The organism is Roseateles aquae (assembly GCF_032337115.1).
GTDB lineage: Bacteria > Pseudomonadota > Gammaproteobacteria > Burkholderiales > Burkholderiaceae_C > Roseateles_C > Roseateles_C aquae.
Window position 1 is genome coordinate 148,081 of the sequence record NZ_JAVXZY010000007.1, and the last position, 20,646, is coordinate 168,726.

Annotated in this window: 17 protein-coding genes; 7 read left to right on the plus strand and 10 right to left on the minus strand. The window is 63.5% G+C overall.

Translation table 11 applies throughout. From position 1 onward, the window contains the following. Nucleotides 1-24 precede the first annotated feature (24 nt). The 3 genes from RQP53_RS17030 to RQP53_RS17040 all read right to left on the minus strand — a co-directional run bounded on the left by RQP53_RS17030 (nucleotide 25) and on the right by RQP53_RS17040 (nucleotide 4,185). Nucleotides 25-753, minus strand: a complete 729-nt coding sequence (locus RQP53_RS17030) for a substrate-binding periplasmic protein (RefSeq protein ID WP_315651873.1) — start codon at nucleotides 751-753, stop codon at nucleotides 25-27. Between the two features lie 112 nt (nucleotides 754-865). After that, on the minus strand, nucleotides 866-2,863 hold the full coding sequence (locus RQP53_RS17035) for a hypothetical protein (protein ID WP_315651874.1): 1,998 nt from the start codon (nucleotides 2,861-2,863) through the stop codon (nucleotides 866-868). Nucleotides 2,864-2,913: 50 nt separating this feature from the next. After that, entirely contained in the window at nucleotides 2,914-4,185 is a 1,272-nt protein-coding gene (locus RQP53_RS17040) for a hypothetical protein (protein WP_315651875.1), read from the minus strand. Between the two features lie 191 nt (nucleotides 4,186-4,376). Here RQP53_RS17040 and RQP53_RS17045 point away from each other — a divergent pair, with 191 nt between their 5' ends. Next, complete coding sequence (locus RQP53_RS17045) at nucleotides 4,377-4,760, plus strand: response regulator transcription factor (protein ID WP_315651876.1); 384 nt, start codon at nucleotides 4,377-4,379, stop codon at nucleotides 4,758-4,760. Between the two features lie 481 nt (nucleotides 4,761-5,241). On the opposite strand, the gene RQP53_RS17050 is transcribed toward RQP53_RS17045, so the two are convergent. Next, nucleotides 5,242-5,832, minus strand: coding sequence for a porin family protein (locus tag RQP53_RS17050; RefSeq protein ID WP_315651877.1), 591 nt, complete (start codon nucleotides 5,830-5,832; stop codon nucleotides 5,242-5,244). A gap of 240 nt (nucleotides 5,833-6,072) precedes the next feature. Here RQP53_RS17050 and RQP53_RS17055 point away from each other — a divergent pair, with 240 nt between their 5' ends. The 3 genes from RQP53_RS17055 (at nucleotide 6,073) to uvrA (ending at nucleotide 11,218) form a co-directional block, all read left to right on the plus strand. Beyond that, nucleotides 6,073-6,738, plus strand: a complete 666-nt coding sequence (locus RQP53_RS17055) for a response regulator (RefSeq protein WP_315651878.1) — start codon at nucleotides 6,073-6,075, stop codon at nucleotides 6,736-6,738. Between the two features lie 13 nt (nucleotides 6,739-6,751). After that, nucleotides 6,752-8,200: a sensor histidine kinase gene (locus RQP53_RS17060; RefSeq protein ID WP_315651879.1), complete on the plus strand. Its 1,449-nt coding sequence runs from the start codon at nucleotides 6,752-6,754 to the stop codon at nucleotides 8,198-8,200. A 99-nt stretch (nucleotides 8,201-8,299) separates the two neighbouring features. Beyond that, the gene (uvrA, locus tag RQP53_RS17065) at nucleotides 8,300-11,218 is read left to right on the plus strand and encodes an excinuclease ABC subunit UvrA (RefSeq protein WP_315651880.1); all 2,919 of its coding nucleotides are present in this window, start codon (nucleotides 8,300-8,302) and stop codon (nucleotides 11,216-11,218) included. Nucleotides 11,219-11,249: 31 nt separating this feature from the next. Here uvrA and RQP53_RS17070 read toward each other — a convergent pair whose 3' ends face one another. Beyond that, the gene (locus RQP53_RS17070) at nucleotides 11,250-12,041 is read right to left on the minus strand and encodes an MHFG family PEP-CTERM protein (RefSeq protein ID WP_315651881.1); all 792 of its coding nucleotides are present in this window, start codon (nucleotides 12,039-12,041) and stop codon (nucleotides 11,250-11,252) included. A gap of 327 nt (nucleotides 12,042-12,368) precedes the next feature. Between RQP53_RS17070 and RQP53_RS17075 the strand changes: the two genes are divergently transcribed. After that, nucleotides 12,369-12,752, plus strand: coding sequence for a response regulator (locus RQP53_RS17075; protein ID WP_315651882.1), 384 nt, complete (start codon nucleotides 12,369-12,371; stop codon nucleotides 12,750-12,752). Between the two features lie 98 nt (nucleotides 12,753-12,850). Here RQP53_RS17075 and RQP53_RS17080 read toward each other — a convergent pair whose 3' ends face one another. Further along, a complete protein-coding gene (locus RQP53_RS17080; RefSeq protein ID WP_315651883.1) occupies nucleotides 12,851-13,270 on the minus strand; it encodes an SWIB/MDM2 domain-containing protein in 420 nt (139 codons plus the stop codon). Between the two features lie 377 nt (nucleotides 13,271-13,647). On the opposite strand from RQP53_RS17080, the gene RQP53_RS17085 reads away from it, so the two are divergent. Further along, nucleotides 13,648-14,004, plus strand: a complete 357-nt coding sequence (locus RQP53_RS17085; protein ID WP_315651884.1) for a phage holin family protein — start codon at nucleotides 13,648-13,650, stop codon at nucleotides 14,002-14,004. 30 nt (nucleotides 14,005-14,034) lie between these two features. On the opposite strand, the gene RQP53_RS17090 is transcribed toward RQP53_RS17085, so the two are convergent. Then, on the minus strand, nucleotides 14,035-15,609 hold the full coding sequence (locus tag RQP53_RS17090; RefSeq protein WP_315651885.1) for a M48 family metalloprotease: 1,575 nt from the start codon (nucleotides 15,607-15,609) through the stop codon (nucleotides 14,035-14,037). 148 nt (nucleotides 15,610-15,757) lie between these two features. Here RQP53_RS17090 and moaC point away from each other — a divergent pair, with 148 nt between their 5' ends. Beyond that, nucleotides 15,758-16,258 carry a cyclic pyranopterin monophosphate synthase MoaC gene (gene moaC, locus RQP53_RS17095; RefSeq protein WP_315651886.1) on the plus strand — a complete coding sequence of 167 codons (501 nt, stop codon included), beginning with the start codon at nucleotides 15,758-15,760 and terminating at the stop codon, nucleotides 16,256-16,258. An 18-nt stretch (nucleotides 16,259-16,276) separates the two neighbouring features. Here moaC and RQP53_RS17100 read toward each other — a convergent pair whose 3' ends face one another. The 3 genes from RQP53_RS17100 to RQP53_RS17110 all read right to left on the minus strand — a co-directional run bounded on the left by RQP53_RS17100 (nucleotide 16,277) and on the right by RQP53_RS17110 (nucleotide 20,639). Next, a complete protein-coding gene (locus tag RQP53_RS17100; protein WP_315651887.1) occupies nucleotides 16,277-18,016 on the minus strand; it encodes a PglL family O-oligosaccharyltransferase in 1,740 nt (579 codons plus the stop codon). 70 nt (nucleotides 18,017-18,086) lie between these two features. Further along, the gene (locus RQP53_RS17105; RefSeq protein WP_315651888.1) at nucleotides 18,087-19,031 is read right to left on the minus strand and encodes a phosphatase PAP2 family protein; all 945 of its coding nucleotides are present in this window, start codon (nucleotides 19,029-19,031) and stop codon (nucleotides 18,087-18,089) included. Between the two features lie 30 nt (nucleotides 19,032-19,061). Further along, nucleotides 19,062-20,639, minus strand: a complete 1,578-nt coding sequence (locus RQP53_RS17110; protein WP_315651889.1) for an NAD(P)/FAD-dependent oxidoreductase — start codon at nucleotides 20,637-20,639, stop codon at nucleotides 19,062-19,064. Nucleotides 20,640-20,646: the final 7 nt, after the last annotated feature.

The following is a 20,646-nucleotide window of genomic DNA, read 5'->3' on the forward strand; positions in this document are numbered from 1 at the left end:
CGGCAAAGGGAAGGCCGGCTGGGCTCAGCGGTAGCGGGCCTGCAGCCGATTCAGCGTGCCATCTGCCGCCAAGGCGTCGATGGCTGCGTTCAAATCGTTCAGGCTGACGGAAGAACGGCGGGAGCGGGCACACTGAGTCAGTTCCTCGCTAATCAGCAGCGGTGGATGCAGGTCGAGCAAACCGCGGCGCTCACGCTGCGTGTATTCCAGTAAGCGCTGGCTGACCACCGCATGCTGGACGCGGCCGAGAGCCAGCTTGCGCAGATTGGCACTTGAACTGGGCGCGTCGTCGCGCACCAGACCGGCGCCCAGTGCCTGGCTCAAGGCCGGATAGGAAAAGCCGTGCACCGTGCCAATCCGTTGGCCGACCAGGTCGGCCAGGCTCTGCGGGCGTTTGGCTTCAGTACGGCTGACCAGCCAATCGGCCTGCGGGATGAAAGGCTTGCTCCAGTCCAGTGGGCCCGGCAGCCAGGGCGGCAGATAGATGCAGACCAGATCGGCCTCGCCCTGCTCCAGCGCCTGCACGATGCGCATGCGCGGCAGTGCCAGAAAGCGCGGCCTGCGCTGCAGTCGACGCGCCAGTTCCAGGCCGAGGTCATGATGCAGGCCATCCACGACATCCTTACCGCTCAGCTGGGCCAAGGGCATCTCGGTGCTGGTATCCACCGCAAGCACCAATTCGGCAGCGGGCGCCGCGGCGAACATGCCGCCGAGCCAGGCTGCTGCAAACAGCACACGCAGCCAGGACTTCATGGCGCAGACGTCTGATCGACCAGCATCATCTCTCAAGCGGTGATACGAGAGCTGCGATCATGCCTCAGCGCCGGGCTCCTGAACTGACGCCGTGCTCGTGGATTTCCATGCTTTAGAAACTCGTGGCCCCGTGCTGCAGTGTCTGAGCGCGTTGGCGCCGCGCCTGTTCGCCGCCACGCCGGCTGGCCTGCTCGGCCTCGATCTGACGTTCAGTAGCCGTCAGCCCGCGCGCCTGCCCGGCCGCCAAGGCAGCCTGGTCGAGATTGACGCCCCAGCTCAGGCCCGCGCGCAGTGCCTGCGCCGGGGCCAGACCGGCACTGAAGTCGGCCTGCAGCCAGGGCAGGATCTGCCCCAGCACCAGATCGACCCGCGGTCGTAACGCCGCCTCGCCGATGCGCCCGCGCTGGCCCCAGTGCACCAGCAGGTCGGCGCTGCTGGCGCCCTTGGCCAACGGCAGCGTGATCGCAAAGTCGCGCATGACGCCGTAGCGAAGCTGCATCATGGCCTCCTCGACCAGCATGGCGGCATCCTCGCGTGGCACCGTCGCACCGACCGGCAGCGAGTAGCTGTAGTCGTCATTGACGCGGTCGCTGCTGAAGAAGGCGGTGATGTCCACCGGCGTCCAGGCCCGCTGCGCCGCACTCGCCGGCTGGCCAAAGAACTGCACCTGCCCCAGGCCGACCATGTCCTGCGAGAAGAAGGGCAGTCGCTGCTGCAAATCGTTGGATGGCGTGAAGGCCGGGCCGGCCTGCCAGACCGGCAGGTCGCTGCGCAGCACCTGATGCACCCGCGGCGGCACGAAGTCCCCGGCATGGCTCAGCTCGTGATACAGCAGGCGGCCCAGCGTGTAGCTGAGCTGGCTGATGTCGCGATTGCCGCGCTGCTGGACCGGATAGCTGCCGCCGGCATACTGGTTGTTCTTCACATAGCGCCACAGCGTGGTGAAGCCCAGCTCGCTGCCATAGTCGCTGCGCGGATCGGGCACCTCGCTGATGCTGTCGCGCTGCGTAGCGGTGAGCCAGAGGAAGTCGGCATCTAGATAGATGGCGCCGGTGTAGCTCCAGTAAAACGCCGGCCTGACCCGGCCGCCGATGACGACGGCCGTCGTCGCCGCCAGCATGCGGCGGAAATCGCCGTTCGCGTCCTGCGTGCGCAGAAAGTTCTCGAACACCTCGCCCATCCAGTCGTTGGACACCAGCACCCGGTTCATCACCTGCTCGACGCTAGGCGCGACTGCCCCGGCTTCCTGACCCAGCAAAGGCAGGCGGCTGAGTGGACACACGGTGCTGCCGGACAGGGCCGGGTGATAGATGCAGGCTGCCAAAGCGCCGGCATGGGGGCTGTCAGCCCGGTAGGCATAGACCCGTGAGGACGGGTTGCTGCTGCCAAACAGCGCGCCGCTGACCGGCGCCGCCACCGCCTGCACCAGCAGCCCGAAGTCCTGGCTGGCACTGCGCCCATCGGCCAGGGTGACCGCGACGCGCAGCTGCAGCAGGCTGTCCTGCGTGACCTGCGGCGCGCTGAAGATCAGCCGCCAGCTCTTGGCTTCGGCCAGTGTCGTGGACGGCCCCGACAGCACGCTCCACTGCACGCTGGCACTGCTGCGCTCTGCCTCGCTGAGTCCGGGCATCCAGGCGCGCAGCGACAGCTGCCCGCCGCTCCACACCGAGGGCTCGCCGCGCACGATCAGTGCGGGAGCAGCCGGCGCGGGCGCCACGCTCAGGTCGATCGTGCTGCTGCCAAGGGCGCCGGCTGCATCGACATAGCCGACTTCGAATCGATAGCTGCCCGCCTCGGTGGGTTCGATGCTGATGGCCTGCGAGCGCGCCGACATCAGCGTCAAGGCAGGACCGGCCGTCTGACGCCACTGCAGCTGAGACAGCGCAGCACCGGCACAGCCCAACACGCTCAGCTCGGCATTGCGGCCCACCTGTGCCGTCGTGCTGGCTTGGATTCGGGCGTTCTTGCAGGTGCTGCCGGCCGGTGACTCGGTGACCGCAGTGCCCGTGCCGCCCCCACCGCAGGCCACCAGCGCCAATGCAAACAGCACAGCCGCACGCTGAACGCACAGCTGCGCCTTGGCCGTGAGCCCCGTCTTGCCCATGCTCATCACGCTATCTCCCTCATCGCGCCCCTGGCCGGCCGCCCCGTGTCTGGGCATCAGCGCTCAGCACCTGGCGCGGCCTCTTCTTGTTTATCTGGCTGGCTTGCCGCACTCGCCACCACCCGACCCTCAAAGTCTCGCAGGTCTTCGTCGCGCAGGCCCAGATAGATGGGCTCGCCGTCGCGGCGGTGGATATTCAGCTTGGCGTTGTAAACGCGATGCTGCAGGCCGTGCTTGTCGGTGATCTCGTACTCATTGAGGCCAAACTCGCGCCCGCCGGCGCGCTGACCAGTGAGATAGCAGGCGATCTCGTCGATCTCGGCGCCGCCGAGCGGCAAGCCGCCGAGCTTCTGCATGGGCCCGCGCATGTGCTCGACAAAGTCGACACTATCGACCAGCTTCTGCGAGCCATCGCTCTCGTCACGCATCATGGTGCGGAATTTGCCAACCAGGATCTGTCCTGGCAGCGCGCGCTCGATCATCCGCGCCAGTTCGATCGTCACCTGGCCGACCAGGTAGCTGAACGAGGTCGGGTTCAGGCCCTCAGACTGGTAGAACTCGTAATGCGAGCCGACATGGAAGCAGGCGCGCAGCTGCGGTGCCTTGCCCTTGCCGCCGGCACGCTCGCGGGCCAGGGCGTTATCGGCCAGGATGAACTGCATCAGCTGATAGAGCTCCACATTGGCGGCGATGCCGCGCATGCGGTTCCAGATGTAGAAGCCGTCGCCGGTGGTGGTGCGGGCGAAATTGATATTGATCTCGCGGTCCAGCAGTTTGGCGTAGGCCGCATTGACCGAGCAGGACAGGCTGTTCAGCTGCACCACCTGCTCCAGCGGCGACAGCAGCGAGAAACCGACCGCATCGAGCAGGATGACCGCGCGGTCCTCGACCAGCCGGATGCCATAACGCTCCACCACCGCGGCCACCAGCGGCAGCCCCAGGCCCTCGCCTGGCGAGAACGGCAGCGGCACATGCTGGGGGCTGAGGCCCAGCTCCAGCGCCGTCGCTTCAAAGGCGGCCGCATCCAGATGCTCCTGGCGCGCCAGCAGTGTTTCGAGCAGCTGTTCGCGGCGCCGCTTGTCGGCGGCTGAGTCTGCGGCCGCGATGAACTCAATCAGCAAGGTGTGCGGTGCCAGCAGCACGGTGATGCCCCGCGCCGTGGGCGTCCAGGCAAAGATCAGGTTCTCGCCCAGGCACCACAGCGCATAGAGCCGCTGATCCAGCAGCACGATATTGCTGCGCACCTGAGCTTCGCCCAGGCCAGCAGGCAGCGGATAGGCCATGAAGCCGTCAAGCCAGGACTTGCGTTGACGCTTTTCGTCGCTCACGGCGCTGTTGCTTTCATGGCTTTGCATAGGTCTTCATTCTCGGCGTACGCCCGAAGCCGCTCAAGCAGCGCGCACTCAACACGCTTGCTCGGCTCAAAGTGTGACGGAATTCCTTGTCGCCGTGGATACAAATGGCTACAAATGATAAACCTGATGCAATTGCACGGGCCGTGGGCAGGCAAGGAGGCCCCATGAAGCGCATCCTGATCGTTGAGGACCAGCCCGATATTCGTAAGCTGATCCGCATGACGATGGAATTCGAGGCCTACGAGATCCACGAGGCCAGCGATGCCAGCGATGCCAGCACAGCGCTGGCAATGGCCGCCAGCCTACAGCCCGACCTCATCGTGATGGACGTCATGATGCCGGGCGATATCGATGGTCTACAAGCCTGCGCGCGGCTCAAGTGTGACGATGTGCTGCGCCACATCAAGCTGATTCTCTTGACGGCCCGCGGCCAGCAGAAGGATAGGGAAGCCGGCCTGGCTGCCGGGGCCGACGAATACCTGCTGAAACCCTTCAGCCCGGTACAACTGGTTGACACCATCGAGCGATTGATGGCCACGGCCTGCTGAGGGGCCCCGCTCCGGAATCACTCAGCATTGGCCCAGGCCACGCCGCGGCCACCTCTTTGGCGGCTAGTCCATCGCCTGCACTGCCGTCAACTTGCGCTGCGCCACCTGTGCCATGGTCAGAAGCCACTGCGCGGCGGATTTGCTGCTAGTCGAAGACTGCCTTTCGACGCGCTGGTGATCGAGCACAGTGCGCGGCTGACCGAGACGTTCGATTCTCGGTCCGGACGGCTGCGCCGACTTCGACGGCAAACAGCAGTTGGTCATTTGCAAGCCGCCTTTGTGCCAAGGACAGACCGACGCCGACTGAGCCAAGCGCGCGCAGATGCATGGGCTGACCAAGGAAATTCTTGAGTTACTGGACGTTCGCACCGCAGTTCGCGGCAACTCCGGCCGTGGCGCATCTGTCGCGCTGTGGCTGCCCTGGCCCGCCGCTACCAGCCCTCGATGAGGCTGCGCAACTGATGCCAAGGGCGCGCCAGCTTCAGAAGCTGGTCTTGATGCCCAGCATCAAGGTGCTGGCCTTGACCTTGTCGGACACCTTGCCGTAGTTGTCGTAGTCGGCCGTCAGTGCCACCGTCTTGCTCAGCTTGTACTCGGCGCCCAAGCCCCAGACGACGTTGTTCTTGCTGCCTTGCAGGCTGTCAGCGGCAGGCAGAACGTTGGTACCGGACACCTTGTTGCGGGCCAGGCCGAGCCGGCCGGTGAAGGCGAATTGTTCATTGACCGGCAGGCGGCCGACGCCCACCGCGTAGAGGCTGCTGGCCGTGCCCTGCTGGCGCAGATCGGTGCCGCCGATGGTGGCGGTTTCACCGAGTTTGCCAAGGCGCGCATAGCCGGCTTCGAGCGAGAAGTTTTCGTTCAGACGATAACCGCCGAAGAGCTTGTAGCTGGTGTCGCGGCCATCCTTGTCTTTCAGCGGCACGCTGGCATCGGGCAGGCTCAAGCTGCCGCGACCGATGGCCGCGCCCGCATAAGGCCCGACCTCGTCAGCGGCCTGGGCCGACAGGCTGAACAGGGCCAGCACGGCGGCGGCCAGCGTGGACAGGGCAGACAGGGCGGTAGTGCGATTCATGAATTCCTCCTGGGAAACATAGTCAGATCAAGCAGCAATCTCTGGACATCAACAAGAACCGTGCTGCTGGGCCACCGTTCCTGTTCAACGGACTGCCGGGCAGAGGGCCTGCAGCACCGATGCCTTGCAGTCTGGAGAGACTGGCTGAAGGCCAGCCAAAGCTTGGCTGAAGCTTTGCTGAAGGAAGCCGCCACAACATGACTTCCGAAATCCCGCGCGGGCCCGGTTTCAATCCGGGCCATGAAGGTGTTGTTGTTGGAAGATGATCTGGACCTCGGCAACGGGGTGCGCATGGCCCTGGTCGACCAGGGGCTGAGCGTGGTCTGGGTGCGCCGCCTGGCCGAAGCGGCGCAGGCGCTGGCGCAATCGCCACCGGATCTGCTCTTGCTCGATCTGAGCCTGCCCGATGGGGATGGACTGACGCTGCTGGCCCAGCTGCGCCGCGACAAGCAGCGCCTGCCGGTGCTGATACTCACCGCTCGTGACGCGCTGGACGAAAGGCTGCGCGCGCTCGACGGCGGGGCGGACGATTACATGGTCAAGCCCTTTGCGCTGGCCGAGCTGGTGTCGCGGGTGCGTGCGCTGGTGCGGCGCAGCTATGGCCATGAGGACGATTCGATCGAGCTGCGCGGCCTGGCCCTGCATGAGCCGACGATGCGGGTCAGCGTGCAGGGCGCGCCGGTGGATTTGTCCAAGAGCGAATTCCAGCTGCTGGCCGCCCTGCTCAAGCGTGCCGACCGCGTGCTGACCCGGCGCATGCTGGAGGAGCAGGTGCTGCCCGGCGGCGCCGGCGACAGCAATGTGCTGGATGTGCACATGTCCAATCTGCGCAAGAAGATCGGCGAGGGCTATATCCGCACGGTTCGCGGCGTTGGCTATGTGATCGATCGCCAGCGGCCCGCCTGAACCGCGCCGCCCCGTGCTGAGGACTTTCAAGCTGCTGCTGCTGCGCTGGCGCGAGCCCTCGGTGCTGCGCCGGCTGCTGCTGGCCCAGGGCCTCTTGGTGCTGCTGCTCTGGCTGGGGCTGATCGCCTACGTGGCGACCGAAACCCTGCACGACACCAGCGTGTTCGACAGCGGCCATCGCTTCGAATCCATCATCGCCGTCACCGAGGCCTTGCGCGACCAGCCCGAGCAGCTGCAGCAGGTGCTGCACCACATCGATATGTTCCAGCGCCTGGAGGACGGCGTCGAAGACATCGAGGCACTGCGCATGGCCATGGTGGTCTGGCGCGGCGATCAGCTGGTCTATGCGACGCCAGGTGAGCCAGGCGTCGTCTACACGCCGCCCGGCGATGGGGTGCAATTGGTCGAACGCGATGGCCGGCGCTGGCGCGCGCTGACCAAGCAATCGCAGCATTCCAATACCCGCGTGACGCTGCTGCTGCCGGGCAGCATCGCCGATCTGCTGATGGCGATGAATTCGCACGGTTTCCTGGTGCTGCCGCTGCTGGTCAGCCTGCCGCTCCTGGTGCTGCCGGCCTGGGCCTCGGTGCGGCTGGCGCTGCGGCCCTGGCGGCGGGTCAGCGCGGAGATCGCCAGCCGTGGTGGGCAAGACCTGTCCCCGCTGGCCTATGCGCCCCGCCACCGCGAGCTGCGCCCCATGCTCAATGCGGTGAACCGCTTGCTGCGCCGGGTACGCGAGAGCGTGGCCCGTGAGCGCAGCTTCATTGCCGATGCCGCGCACGAGCTGCGCACCCCGCTGGCCACGATGCGCGTCCATGCCGAGGCCTTGCAAGCCCATGTGAGCGGTGCCCATGCCCAGGCCCTGCTGGACGGTGTGCTGCGCGGCGGTGAGCGTGCCAACCACCTGGTCGGCCAGCTGCTGGCGCTGATGCGCAGCGATGCCGCGGTTGACGGCACGGCCCCCGCCCAGCCGGTGATGCTGGACGAGCTGCTGCGCGAGCGCCTGGCCCAGTTGGCCCTGCTGGCAGCCGAGCGCGGCATCGAGCTGGACTGCGAGGCCGCCGACGGCATCGCCATCGGCGCTCCACGCGAGAGCCTGATCTCGATGCTGGACAACCTGATCACCAATGCGATCAAGTACAGCCCGCCGGGCGGTCTGGTCCAGGTCCGCCTCACTGCCGCCGCTGGCCTGGCACAGCTGAGCATTGCCGACCATGGCCCGGGCATTCCGGCCGAAGCCCGCGAACGGGTGTTCGACCGCTTCTACCGCCTGCCCGACCAAGCACAGAGCGGCTCCGGCCTGGGCCTGGCCATCGTGGCCAGCGTCGTGCAACGTCTGGGGGGGCAGATCGATCTGCAGGACTCGCCACTGCCGCCGCTGAGCGGGTCCGGTGTCGGGCTCTGCGTGCTGCTGCAGCTGCCTTGCCAGGCCGATGAAGACGCCCATCGCGAAGCCCCCTGACAGCACGCTGGCAGCAGCGCCCTGGCTGCGGCTGGCGTCATTCGGGCCCATCGGCCTATGATGTCGGGTTTCCCCTCAAGCCTGCACAGCGCGCCCTCCATGTCCAACGCCGACACCCGCCCCCCTGCTGCCTCGGAAGCGCCGATGATCCGGGTGCGCGGCGCCCGCACCCACAATCTGAAGAACATCGATGTGGACCTGCCGCGCAACCAGCTGGTGGTGATCACCGGCCTGTCCGGCTCGGGCAAATCGAGCCTCGCGTTCGACACGCTGTACGCGGAAGGCCAGCGCCGCTATGTCGAGAGCCTGTCGGCCTATGCGCGGCAGTTCCTGCAGCTGATGGACAAGCCCGATGTCGACATGATCGAAGGCCTGTCACCAGCGATCTCGATCGAGCAGAAGGCCACCAGCCACAACCCGCGCTCGACGGTGGGCACCGTCACCGAGATTCACGACTATCTGCGCCTGCTCTATGCCCGCGCCGGCACGCCTTTCTGCCCGGACCACCATCTGCCGTTGGAGGCGCAGAGCGTCAGCCAGATGGTCGATGCGGTGCTGGCCATGGCCGACGAGAGCAAGCTGATGCTGCTGGCGCCGGTGGTGCGCGATCGCAAAGGCGAATTCGTCGAGCTGTTCCAGGATCTGCAGGCGCAGGGCTATGTGCGCTTTCGCGTCGATGGCGTCACTGTCGAGGCGCCGGACATCCCGGCGCTGAAGAAGGCCGAGAAGCACGATATCGATGTGGTGGTCGACCGCATCAAGCTGCGTCGCGAGGGCGGCGCCGACGCCTTGCGCCAGCGTCTGGCCGAAAGCTTCGAAGCGGCGCTGCGTCTGGCCGAAGGCCGTGCGCTGGTGCTGGACATGGACAGCGCGACCGAAACCATTTTCTCCAGCAAGTTCGCCTGCCCGGTGTGCAGCTACTCGCTGCCCGAACTGGAACCGCGGCTGTTCTCGTTCAATTCGCCGGTCGGCGCCTGCCCCAGCTGCGAAGGCCTGGGCCAAGTCACCGATTTCGATCCCGAGCGCGTCGTCGCCTTTCCGACGCTGAGCCTGGCCAGCGGTGCGGTCAAGGGCTGGGACCGTCGCAATGCCTACACCTTCTCGACGCTGGAGGCGGTGGCCGCGCATTACCAGTTCGACATCGAGCTGCCCTTCGAGGAGCTGCCCGAACAGGCCCGCCAGGTGCTGCTGCATGGCTCGGGCAGCGAAGAGATCCAGTTCATCTATCAGGCCGAGGCCGCCAACGGCAAGAAACGCAGCGTCAAGCGCTCGCATCCCTTCGAAGGCATCCTGCCGAATCTCGCCCGGCGCTACAAGGAAACCGATTCAACCGCGGTGCGCGAGGACCTGGCCCGCTATATGGCGGCCAAATGCTGCCCGGCCTGCGAGGGCTCGCGGCTGCGCCGTGAGGCCCGCCATGTGGTGCTGCAGCCGGCCGATGCCCCGCCCGGCTTCAAGGGCCGGCCGATCTATGAAGTCGAGCATGCAACGCTGCGCGACGCCCTGGCCTATTTTGAAGGCCTGAAGCTCAAGGGCGCCAAGGCCGAGATCGGCGACAAGGTCATCCGCGAGATTGGCGCGCGACTGCGCTTTCTGAACGATGTCGGGCTGAACTACCTGAGCCTGGATCGCAGCGCCGACACGCTGTCCGGCGGCGAGGCCCAGCGCATCCGGCTGGCGTCGCAAATTGGTTCGGGCTTGACCGGTGTGATGTATGTGCTGGACGAACCCTCGATCGGCCTCCACCAGCGCGACAACGACCGCCTGATCGCCACCCTGCGTCGGCTGCGCGATCTGGGCAACTCGGTGCTGGTCGTCGAGCACGATGAGGACGCGATCCGCGCCGCCGACTATGTGCTGGACCTCGGCCCCGGCGCCGGCGTCCACGGCGGGCGCATCATCGCCCAGGGCACGCCCGAGCAGGTCGCAGCCAATGCCGAGTCACTGACCGGCCGCTATCTGAGCGGCGCCGAGCGCATCGAGGTGCCACGCCAGCGCCATCAGCTGGCGGCCGATGGTCGCACGCTGAAGATCGTCAACGCCCGCGGCAACAATCTGAAGGGCGTGACGGTGGAGTTCCCGGTCGGCCTCTTGACCTGCGTGACCGGCGTGTCCGGCTCGGGCAAGAGCACGCTGGTCAATGACACGCTGTATGCCGCGGTCGCCAAGAAGCTCTATCAGAGCCACCAGGACCCGGCCGCGCACGACGAGATCGAGGGCATGGACGCCTTCGACAAGGTGATCAACGTCGACCAGTCGCCGATTGGCCGCACGCCGCGCTCCAACCCGGCCACCTACACGGGGCTGTTCACGCCAATCCGCGAGCTGTTTGCCGAGATGCCGATGGCGCGCGAACGCGGCTACGGCCCGGGCCGCTTCAGCTTCAATGTGGCCGGCGGCCGCTGCGAGGCCTGCCAGGGCGACGGCGTGCTGAAGGTGGAGATGCACTTTCTGCCCGACGTCTACGTGCCCTGCGACGTCTGCCACGGCAAGCGCTACAACCGCGAGACGCTGGAAGTGCTCTACAAGGGCAAGAACATCACCCAGGTGCTGGGCATGACGGTGGAAGAGGCCTACGGCTACTTCAACGCCGTGCCAAATCTGGCGCGCAAGCTGCAGACCCTGCTCGATGTCGGCCTCGGCTATGTGCGCCTGGGCCAGAGCGCCACCACGCTATCCGGCGGCGAGGCGCAGCGCGTCAAGCTGGCGCTGGAGCTCTCCAAGCGCGACACCGGCCGCACGCTTTACATCCTTGACGAGCCGACCACCGGCCTGCACTTCGCCGATATCGCGCTGCTGCTCAAGGTGCTGCATCAGCTGCGCGATGCGGGCAACACCATCGTCGTCATCGAGCACAACCTCGATGTGATCAAGACGGCCGACTGGCTGATCGATATGGGCCCGGAGGGCGGTTCGGGCGGGGGTCAGTTGTTGCTGGCCGGCACGCCGGAACAGCTGGCCGAACACGCGGGCAGCCACACAGGGCGCTATCTGAAGCCATTGCTGGCCAAGCGCTGAGGCGCTCAGCGCCTCTCGTTCTGCGGCGGATTCAGCGGCGGCGCTTGGCCGCCATCCACACCACCAGCAGCAGGCCGGCTGCCAGCATGGCCCAGGTCTGCGGCTCGGGCACTGACGGAATAGGCGGCGGATTCTTGTCCAGCGGGCCGATCGGCAGCGGTGGCGTGCCGCTGGTCGTCGGCAGCGGCGGCAGACTGCCACCGCCCAGCGGGGCCGGATTGCCCGACGAACCGCCAAGAATGCCGCCGCCATCGCTGCTGGGCAGATTGGCCGTCTGCGCAAAGCTGCCCGGCATCGCCGGCGCGCCGCCGCCGATCACACCAGCGGCTGGCGGCTCGATCTCCAGCGGCAGCTCGTCATTGGTCTGTTCGGCTGAGGCGATATGTGCAGCTTGGGCCGGCGCCACCGCGGTCGGTTGTGCCGTCAAACGCTTGATGCGGCTGACATTGCGGCAGACGGTGGGCACCAGGATGCAATGGCCATCCTCGCAATAGACCAGGCCGCGCTCGACGGCGCTGACGGTCCACTTGGCCCGGCTGACGGTGCGACAAACGCTGCCGCTGCCGAAGTGCATGTCGGTGATCTCGGCGCCATAGCGGGCCCGCCCATTGATGCCATCGCGCTGGATGCTGACGATCTCGTCGTAGCTGCGCGCCTGCATCCGTGCCTGCAGCTTCACACGCACGGCCTTGGGGATATCCGGATAGTGATCAACGGCCGCGACCAGATCACCCATGAAGGGATTGACGCCCGGCTTGTCCCAGGAGCAATGGGGCAGCGTGACACTGGACGCCGCCAAAGCGAGCGAGGCAATCAAAGACATGTGGACCGTTCCCTTGTAGTTCTGGCGCCGATGCGATGCGTGCATTGCGTCGGCTGTGCAGTGGTAATCGCGGTGTGCCGCGATCCATTGCTGAAGTGTTGCCAGTGTAATTAGGGGTAAGTCCTAGATTCGATGACTCCCCCGGTTCAGGGGTGGTGCTCGTGCCCTCATATTTCACGAATGCCCGGCTTTTCGTGCTGATGGGCATCGGCTGCCACGCCGGCAAGCACTACGCTGCGGCGCAGATTTGACTGAAGGCACGGTTACGCCTGCATTTCGCTGCTATCGTGCGCCTCGCGCTTTGCGCAAAGACTCCCGCCCCCACCCATGTCCAGTTTCTCGGCCAACCGGCTTGTTCTCTACGTCGAAGACGATCGCATCAACATCGTGTTGATGGAAGAAGTGTTCCGCCGCCTGCCGGGCTGGCAGTTGGAATGCGCCGAAGACGGCGCCCAGGCGCTGAGCCTGTTGCAATCTTTGGCACCCGCGCTGCTGCTGATCGACATGAATCTGCCCGACATGAATGGCCTGCAGCTGCTGGCCGAGATCCAGGCCCGGCACGGCGACGCCGCACCACGCTGTGTGGCGCTCTCTGCCGATGCCCTTGATGAACAGACCGCCACAGCGCTCGCCGCCGGCTTCTGCGACTACTGGACCAAGCCGATCGATGTGCCACGGCTCGAAGCCGTCTTGCGCCAGATGCTCGGCTGAGGCCCGTCAGCGACTCGCCGCAGACGCAAAAAAGCCCGGCAGAACCGGGCTTTGACTCGCTTGAAGCGCCGGCCCTGAAGCCTGCGCTCAAACCCTGATCACTTCAGGTGGCTGTTGATCAGCTTGGTCATCTCGAACATATCGGCCTTGGCCTTGCCGAAGATTTCCTTCAGCTTGGCATCGGCCACGATGATGCGCTTCTGCACCTCATCTTGCAGCTTGTTCTTCTTGATGTATTCCCAGACCTTCTTGGTCACATCGGTGCGCGGCAGCGGTGCCGAGCCGACGATGGCCGCCAGCGCTGCGCTGGGGGTCAGGGCCTTCATGAAGGCAGCATTGGGCGTGCGCTTCTTGGCGGGTGCTGCGGCCTTCTTGACCGGAGCAGCCTTCTTCGCCGGAGCGGCCTTCTTTGCAGGTGCAGCCTTCTTCGCGGGTGCCGCGGCCTTCTTCGCCGGGGCTGCCGCCTTCTTGGCCGGAGCCGCCTTCTTCGCAGGCGCGGCCTTCTTCGCAGTTGCCATTTCGATTCTCTCCATCAAAGGTTTGTTGATGTGCCGGGCCCGGGCGAAGGTCTGTCCTTCATTTCTCTCTAGCACCCTGCGCAGGCAATGGTACTGCGCACCTTCTGCATTGAGAAGGCTTTGCAAGGCCTAGAAGACCCTTAGACACAAGTAAAAAGCCCCATGGCGAGGGGTTTGTCGCGGCGCTGCATCACTCTGCATGCTTCCGGCCACTTCGCCTCCGGCACGCGGGGAGCAGGTGATGCGCCACGGCAGCTCACGTCGGGCATGCCCGGGTCTCGATAACAAGCGGCTTGTGCGGGCGAATGATGCTGCGATTGATCAATACTGATTGATACCGGGCGCGCCGATCCGGCAGCGGCCGTTATGCTTGCGGCATGAAAACCTTGCTGCGTTGGATGCTGCTCGCCGCCGCCCTGCTGCTGGTGGCCCACCTTTACCCTGGCGTCTCGGTGAAGAGTTTTGGCTCGGCCCTGATTGCGGCGCTGGTGCTGGGTTTGCTGAACACCTTGCTGCGTCCCTTGCTGGTGCTGCTGACCCTGCCGGTGACGGTGCTGAGCCTCGGGCTTTTTCTCTTCGTCATCAACGCGCTGATGTTCTGGGCAGCGGCCGAGGTATTGGAGGGCTTCTCGGTATCCGGCTTCGCCGCGGCCTTGATCGGCTCGCTGATCTACAGCCTGTGCGGCATGTTGATCGACGTGCTGATTGAGCGGCTGTTCGTCAGCGGCGACTGAAGCGCAGCTGCTCAAGTGCAGGGGCGCTCCTCAACGAAGATTGGGCAGTTCCGTGCCCGGAGGCACGCCGCGGCGGTACAGCTCCTCCAACAACTGGCGCCGCTCGTACAGCAGGCTACGCAAGCGCGCATCGATCACAGCGGCCTCGATCTGATCGACATCGCGCCCCCTCGACTGGCGCAGCCCTGAGCGCAGCCGGTCGATGGCGCCATTGAGGTCGCCGACGGCCGCACGCGTCTCACCCAAGGCGCGCACCGCACGAAGCGGTTGATCGAGCTTGGTCCACAGCTTGGCCAGCAGCCCCCAGGCCTGGGCATCCTGCGGCTGCAGGCTGACATGGGTCTGCAAGGTCTCTGCACTTTCACGCAGGCGTTCGGCTCGTCCGTCAACGACGGCCAGTTCGGCCCGCTGCACCATCATCGCGCGCGACTTGTCGCCAGACAGACTGGCCAGTGCTGAAAAGCCGGATTCGGTTTTCTCCTGCGCCTGCGCCAGTTCAGCACGCAGGAAAACCATCGCCCGCTGCGCCCGGGCATCGGGTTTCAGCGTGGCCAGCAGCGATTGCGCCGTCTGCATCGCGGACTCGGCGCGAGCCCAGTCGCGCATCTTGATCGAGGCCAGGGCGCTGGCATAGCGCGCGCCCAGCTGCGCCATCACATCGTTCTGGCGCACGCCGGCATCCATGTTCTGCAGCTGGGCCCAGAACTCGGCACGGGGGTCCATCAGCACCCGCGCGCGTGCTGCCATCAGCACATGCTCGGCGACGCTCTGCGGCCACTCCGGCGCGCCAGCACCAAGGCGGGCACGCGCATCGCCAATGCGCTCGGTGGTCAGCGGGTGGGAGCGCAGGTAGGGGTAGCTGCCGTTGTCCATCAGATGGTAGGCCTGCTCCATGCGCTCGAACATCGACGCCATGCCCGCGCCCTTGAAACCGGCCTCGACCAGCACATTGAAGCCGACGCGATCAGCCTCGCGCTCCATATCGCGCGAAAAATTCAGCGAGGCCTGCGCGGCCGCTGCCTGCGAGCCGACGATGGCCGCATTGGCCAGATCGATGCTGCCCGCCTTGGACGCCGCGATCAGCCCCAGCACCATGCCCGCCGTGGCCAGCAGGCTATTGCGCGAGTCGCCGACGATGCGCCGTGCCACATGGCGCTGCGTGATGTGCGACAGCTCATGCGCCAGCACCGATGCCAGCTCATCGCGTGAGACCGTCATCGCGATCAGGCCGAGGTGAACGCCGACGAAGCCGCCCGGCAAGGCGAAGGCATTGACGCTCTTGTCGCGGATCAGAAAGGTTTCCCAGGCGAAGCGCTCCGAGGTGTCGTCAGCGATATTGCCCTGCCGCTTGGACGCTGCCACCAGCGGCAGCCAGGTTTGCTGCACATACTCGAGCAGCAGCGGGTCCTCAAGATAGTCGGGATCGAGGCGAATCTGGCGCATGATCTGGTCACCCAGCCGCTTCTCGGTGCTGACGTCGAATTCGCCCGACACCGAATCGCCCAGCGCCGGCAGATTGACCTGCGCCGGTGCAGCGCCGCTCCAAAGCAAAGAGGCGGCCAACACGCTGATCAAGGGACGACGCGGCAGACGCAGTGCAGACATCAAGGGTTTCAAGCAGATCTCCGGAAAAACGCAGGGCCGCGGCAGGCGCAAGCCGGTCGCTATGATGACAGCGAACAGGTTTCCCTATTGTTGCTGCCCGCACGGTGGGCGGCATTGGTCACGCACCGACACTTCACGACAGGCGCCCATGAGCAGCTCCGCCCCCCCCCAGTCGCCACTCACCCATTTCGATGCGCATGGCCAGGCCCATATGGTCGATGTCAGCGCCAAACAGGAAACCCACCGCATCGCCCGCGCGGCTGGTCAGATCCGCATGCTGCCGGCCACGCTGGCCTTGATCAGCTCGGGCCAGGCGAAGAAGGGCGACGTGCTCGGCGTGGCCCGCATTGCCGCGATCCAAGGCGCCAAGCGCACCGCCGATCTGATCCCGCTGTGCCACCCGCTGCCCATCACCCGCGTCGCCGTCGAATTCGAGATTGACGAGGCGGCCAGTCTGGTGCGCTGCATCGCTCAGGTGGAGACGTTGGGTCGCACAGGCGTCGAGATGGAAGCGCTGACCGCAGTGCAGGTGGGCCTGCTCACCATCTACGACATGTGCAAGGCCGCCGACCGCGGCATGGTCATGGAAGCGATTCGTGTGCTGGAAAAACACGGGGGCAAGTCGGGTGATTGGGTGGCGCAGGACTAAGCCTGCAACACCGTTCGTTCAACGCATCTCGCGATAGCTGTACTCGCGCTGCGGTGGATCGCATTGGAAAGGCCGGGGCGCGCCAGGCGCCAACGTCTCGCACTCCTCGAACCACTCCTTGGCTGCGGCATTTCTGAATTCACGCAGCCGTGCGGCCACATAGCGCGCCCTGTCGGTATCACCGGTCGCGTGCAAAGACTTTGCCCAGGCCATCATCAGACGCGCATCAATCAGGTTATGCGCTGTTCGCTTGGCGGCCGCCAGTGCCTCTGGCCCAGGGCTGAAGCTTGTCGCCGCCGCGTAGTCGGCCTGCGTCGAGAAGAACAGGCTGCGCTGGCCGATGGCGATGCGCTCCTCCAGAGACGCCGCACCAGCGGGCGGCGCATAGATGACGACGACCTTGTTGTAGTCCCACGCCGCGTAGGCCGAACCCAGCAGTAGCATTGCGCCTGCAACACGCGGCCATCGCGCAGGCCGCACGTCAGCGGCCAGGCGCAAGGTCTCACGTGGACTACAAATGCCTAGCGCAAAGGCGGTTGGCAACAGGAAATAGGCATACCACAGCGGATACTCAAGCAGGCTGTGCAGACCGATCATCAGCACCATCATCAAGGCGCTGCGAGCAATGCGGGCCTCGCTGCCGCTGGCCGCATAGGCATAGCGCCAGGCTTTCCACAATGCCGTGCCCAGCAAGGCCAGAACCAGCAAGCCCAACGGCAAACCAAGCTCGACCAGCAGTTGCATCGGCAGGTCATGGGTGTGGTCAAAAAAGGCCACGGGGCGGTCAGGAAACGGCGTCATCGTCCAGGCCAGATTGAATTCACCGACCCCCACACCAGACCACGGATAGCGCTGCAGCAGGTCCAGGGCATTGGACAGAATCGCCAGCCGCGAGGGCGAGCCGGCGCCCTCGGCCAGTCGCGACTCGGCACCAAACACCTGCGCGTGGCTGTGCGCCCACCAACTCAAGAACGCCCAACTGAGCGCCAGCATTAAGGGTGTGGCCAGCAAGCTCCAGCGACTGCGTGCCGACAGGGATCGGTCCAGCAGCGCCCACAAGGCCAGCAGCAGCACGGCCAGCATCCCGGTCCGCGAAGCGCTAAGCACCACCCCAAACACCAATCCCAACAAAGCAGATGGCAAGGCAGCCATAGCCAAACGCCCCCGCCTGCCAAGGAGCCCGGACTCCGCAAGGTACACCGTAGCGATGCAAGACCACATCAACAGGCTCGCAAGGTGATTCGGCTGACGCATATTGCCGATGGCGCGGCCTGGCAATCCGGAGCGGGCAATCCAGTCACCATCTGCAAGGCCGGGTGCAAAGACCTGCACAACAGCTACCACGACGCTCGCAAGGCCTGCCGCCAACATAGCCCAGGACAAATTGGCCCAACAGCGCTCGCGCTCAGAGCTGTCGATTTGTTGCGCTGCGAAAAGCACTGCCAGCCCTGCCCCTGTCATAGCGACATACGACCAATTGAGTACAGCATGCAGGTCGCCTACGAGCTTTGAGTAGACACCCATGACCAGCAGGATGGCGACGGCCAACACTCCCGCATTCAAGCTGATCGACGGTGGGCTGCGACGACAACGCAGGAGCACGAGCGTCGCGCCACAAGCCGCAAATGCAGCCAACTGGTTAAAAAGGGTAGTGCTTGGTGTTTGACTGAACGCGATCAAGAAAGGCAGCGCGGCGCACAGCGCACTTGCCGCGTCAACGCAGCGATCATTAATTGAGTTTGCAATAGAGTTATGCATTCAAATCAGAGCGTATCAATCAACCTCAATTTCAAAAACACATGGCATTTAGTTCGGTCATACCTCATACTCAAGCACGCTGCATTGATTTCGCTGAACCAGCTTGGGGCAAAAAATGCCGCACAAAGCACTTCGACAGCGCTGCAACCGCCAGTCCAACTGGGATATCTACGAGATAGTGCCATTTCGATGCCACTGCCTCAGCACCGATAAAAATCAGAGTCAGTGCAAACAAAACACCTATCCAAACATGCATCCGTGCAACTACCCAAGTCAATACCCAACCATGCGCGACATGTAAAGAGGGCATCGCACCCAACGGCATGATGAAGTTCTCCCCTGAATAGTTCGCCCCGCCTGAGTCAATGAAGCTCAACTGAAAAGACAACATCAACTGTTGCACAGGGCTGCGATTTATGTCGAAGATGAATGGTCCAAACGCTGGCGCGAGCAGATACGACAGACCACCAAATACAAGCACAGCACCAATTAGTGTGACAAGTCGCTCCAATGCCGCGGCACCATCGAATGCAGCGACAATGATTGCAAGCACGAACATGCCTACAAAAACGTCATGATATGCACTGTCCCAGCCAAACAACGTAGATTTCAATGCGGCCGAAATGAAGAGACAGGCTTGCTGCAGCAGCGGCAGATCCAGGTCAATCGCTTTGAATTGCGCATCCCACTTGGTTTCATTGATCAAGTGCGCCCACAACTTTATATTGAAATGAGAGAATACAATAAATGCCAAGCTTGCCAACAAACGACACCGCAGTTGGACCGCTTTAAGATCAACGCTCCCACGCCCCCAGAAGACACCAACAACAATAACAGCCGCCAATGGCAGCAGGTAGTGCTCGAACGAAAATAATGCCGCCCCTCGATCCGGCATGTATATCCTCAAACCAAATACACTACCGGCAATCAGCACATAGGCTGAGAAAAGCGCCAACCACTCGATCGCCAGAAGTCTAGGGCGGCGCGTTTGTCGCTGGCCTACAATTTCGTTCATCAATGCGCGTCACGGCTCACACCGAAACTATTACTTCGATTCTTCATGATACTCATCATCAATATTGACAGCCCAAATTGAACTTTTGTCACCTGCACCCCTCAATATTGCTTGCGCAGCCAATTTGGCCGAAAGCATCGAATGATCCTGATTATTATAACGGTGCATACCGTTACGCCCAATCAAGAAAAGGTTGGGAATTTGATCCAAGTATGCCCTGATAAGATCAAATTTCTCATAAGATTCGCCAAAATATCCTGGGTATGCCTTCGGCATGCGAATTACTGTGGCGTCCAGAACAGCTCCTGCATCAGCCAATCCCAATTGCTGCATTTCCTGAATAGCCAACGACATGATATCGGCGTCACTCATGAGCCACAATTCATCATCATCACGCGCGAAAAATTCCAAACCCAGCCATACCGAGTCTTGGTCCGCGACCATGTACGGACTCCAGTTATTGAAGACCTGCAGACGCCCCACCTTTACCCCAGGCTCCTGAATATATATCCAGTTGTCGCGAACAAGTTGACCGCTTCGATCGTACATAGCAGACCCTCGCCTGAGATTCTTGTAGAGCAGGCCAACCGTAATGAAGTCCCTGTATTGCAGGCCCTTAGCAATCTTCAACACGTTCGACTCAGCCACGGGCCGCAGTGCGCAAATCAAATCCCGGACCGGCATCGTGGAAATGAACTGATCAACATCGACTTCAAGCATCTCACTGCTGTCGCGACACACTCTCACCGAGTCAACCCGTCCTTCAGAGCAATGCAATTCATCGACGCGGCAACCAAGCATCAGTCTGCCGCCAAGACGTTCAAACTCCGCCGCCGCAACTTCCCACATCTGCCCTGGGCCGTACTTTGGATACAGAAAACTTTCTATCAAAGATGTTTGTTCCGCCTTTGCCTGCCCAGTGACAGCCTTGCGCGCAGCATGCATCAAGGCTTTGCCAATCGACAGGCTCTTGACGCGCTGCGCCCCCCACGCTGCACTGATTTCTCGACATGAAACACCCCAGACTTTCTCCGTATATTCCTTGAAAAACTGCAGGTACAACTGGCGGCCAAAGCGATTGATAAAAAAATCTTCAAGCGAGTTTTCTGGCGCGATTGGTTTAAGTGCCGACCAGGCATAGCTACCAGCAAACCCAACACAGCGGCCTACACCCATTTTTGCGACCATATCCAGACCGGGGCGCAAAGGGTAGTCAAAAAAGTTTCCGCCAAAGTAGATGCGTGACAGTCGACTACGCACCAACATCACGTTGTTCTCAGCTTCTGTTGCCGTAATGGCCTCATGTCCCAACAAACCGGCTGCCCCCTGATAGCCTAGGCGGAATCGCTTCTCGTCTCCGGCGAGCGCTTCTGGCATCGCAATGGGCAGCAAATCGCGCCACCAATCCATCACCCAGTCGGACTTTGAGAAAAATCTATGCCCTCCAATGTCAATGCGATTGCCTTTGAAGTTGACCGTCCTGGACAAACCGCCAATTTCACGACTGGCTTCAACAATCGTCACATTTTGTTTACCCGCTCTTAAGAGCTCGAGGCCAGCGGTCAAACCGGCCGGGCCTGCGCCAGCAATCAATACATCAGTTTTCATTTGATAA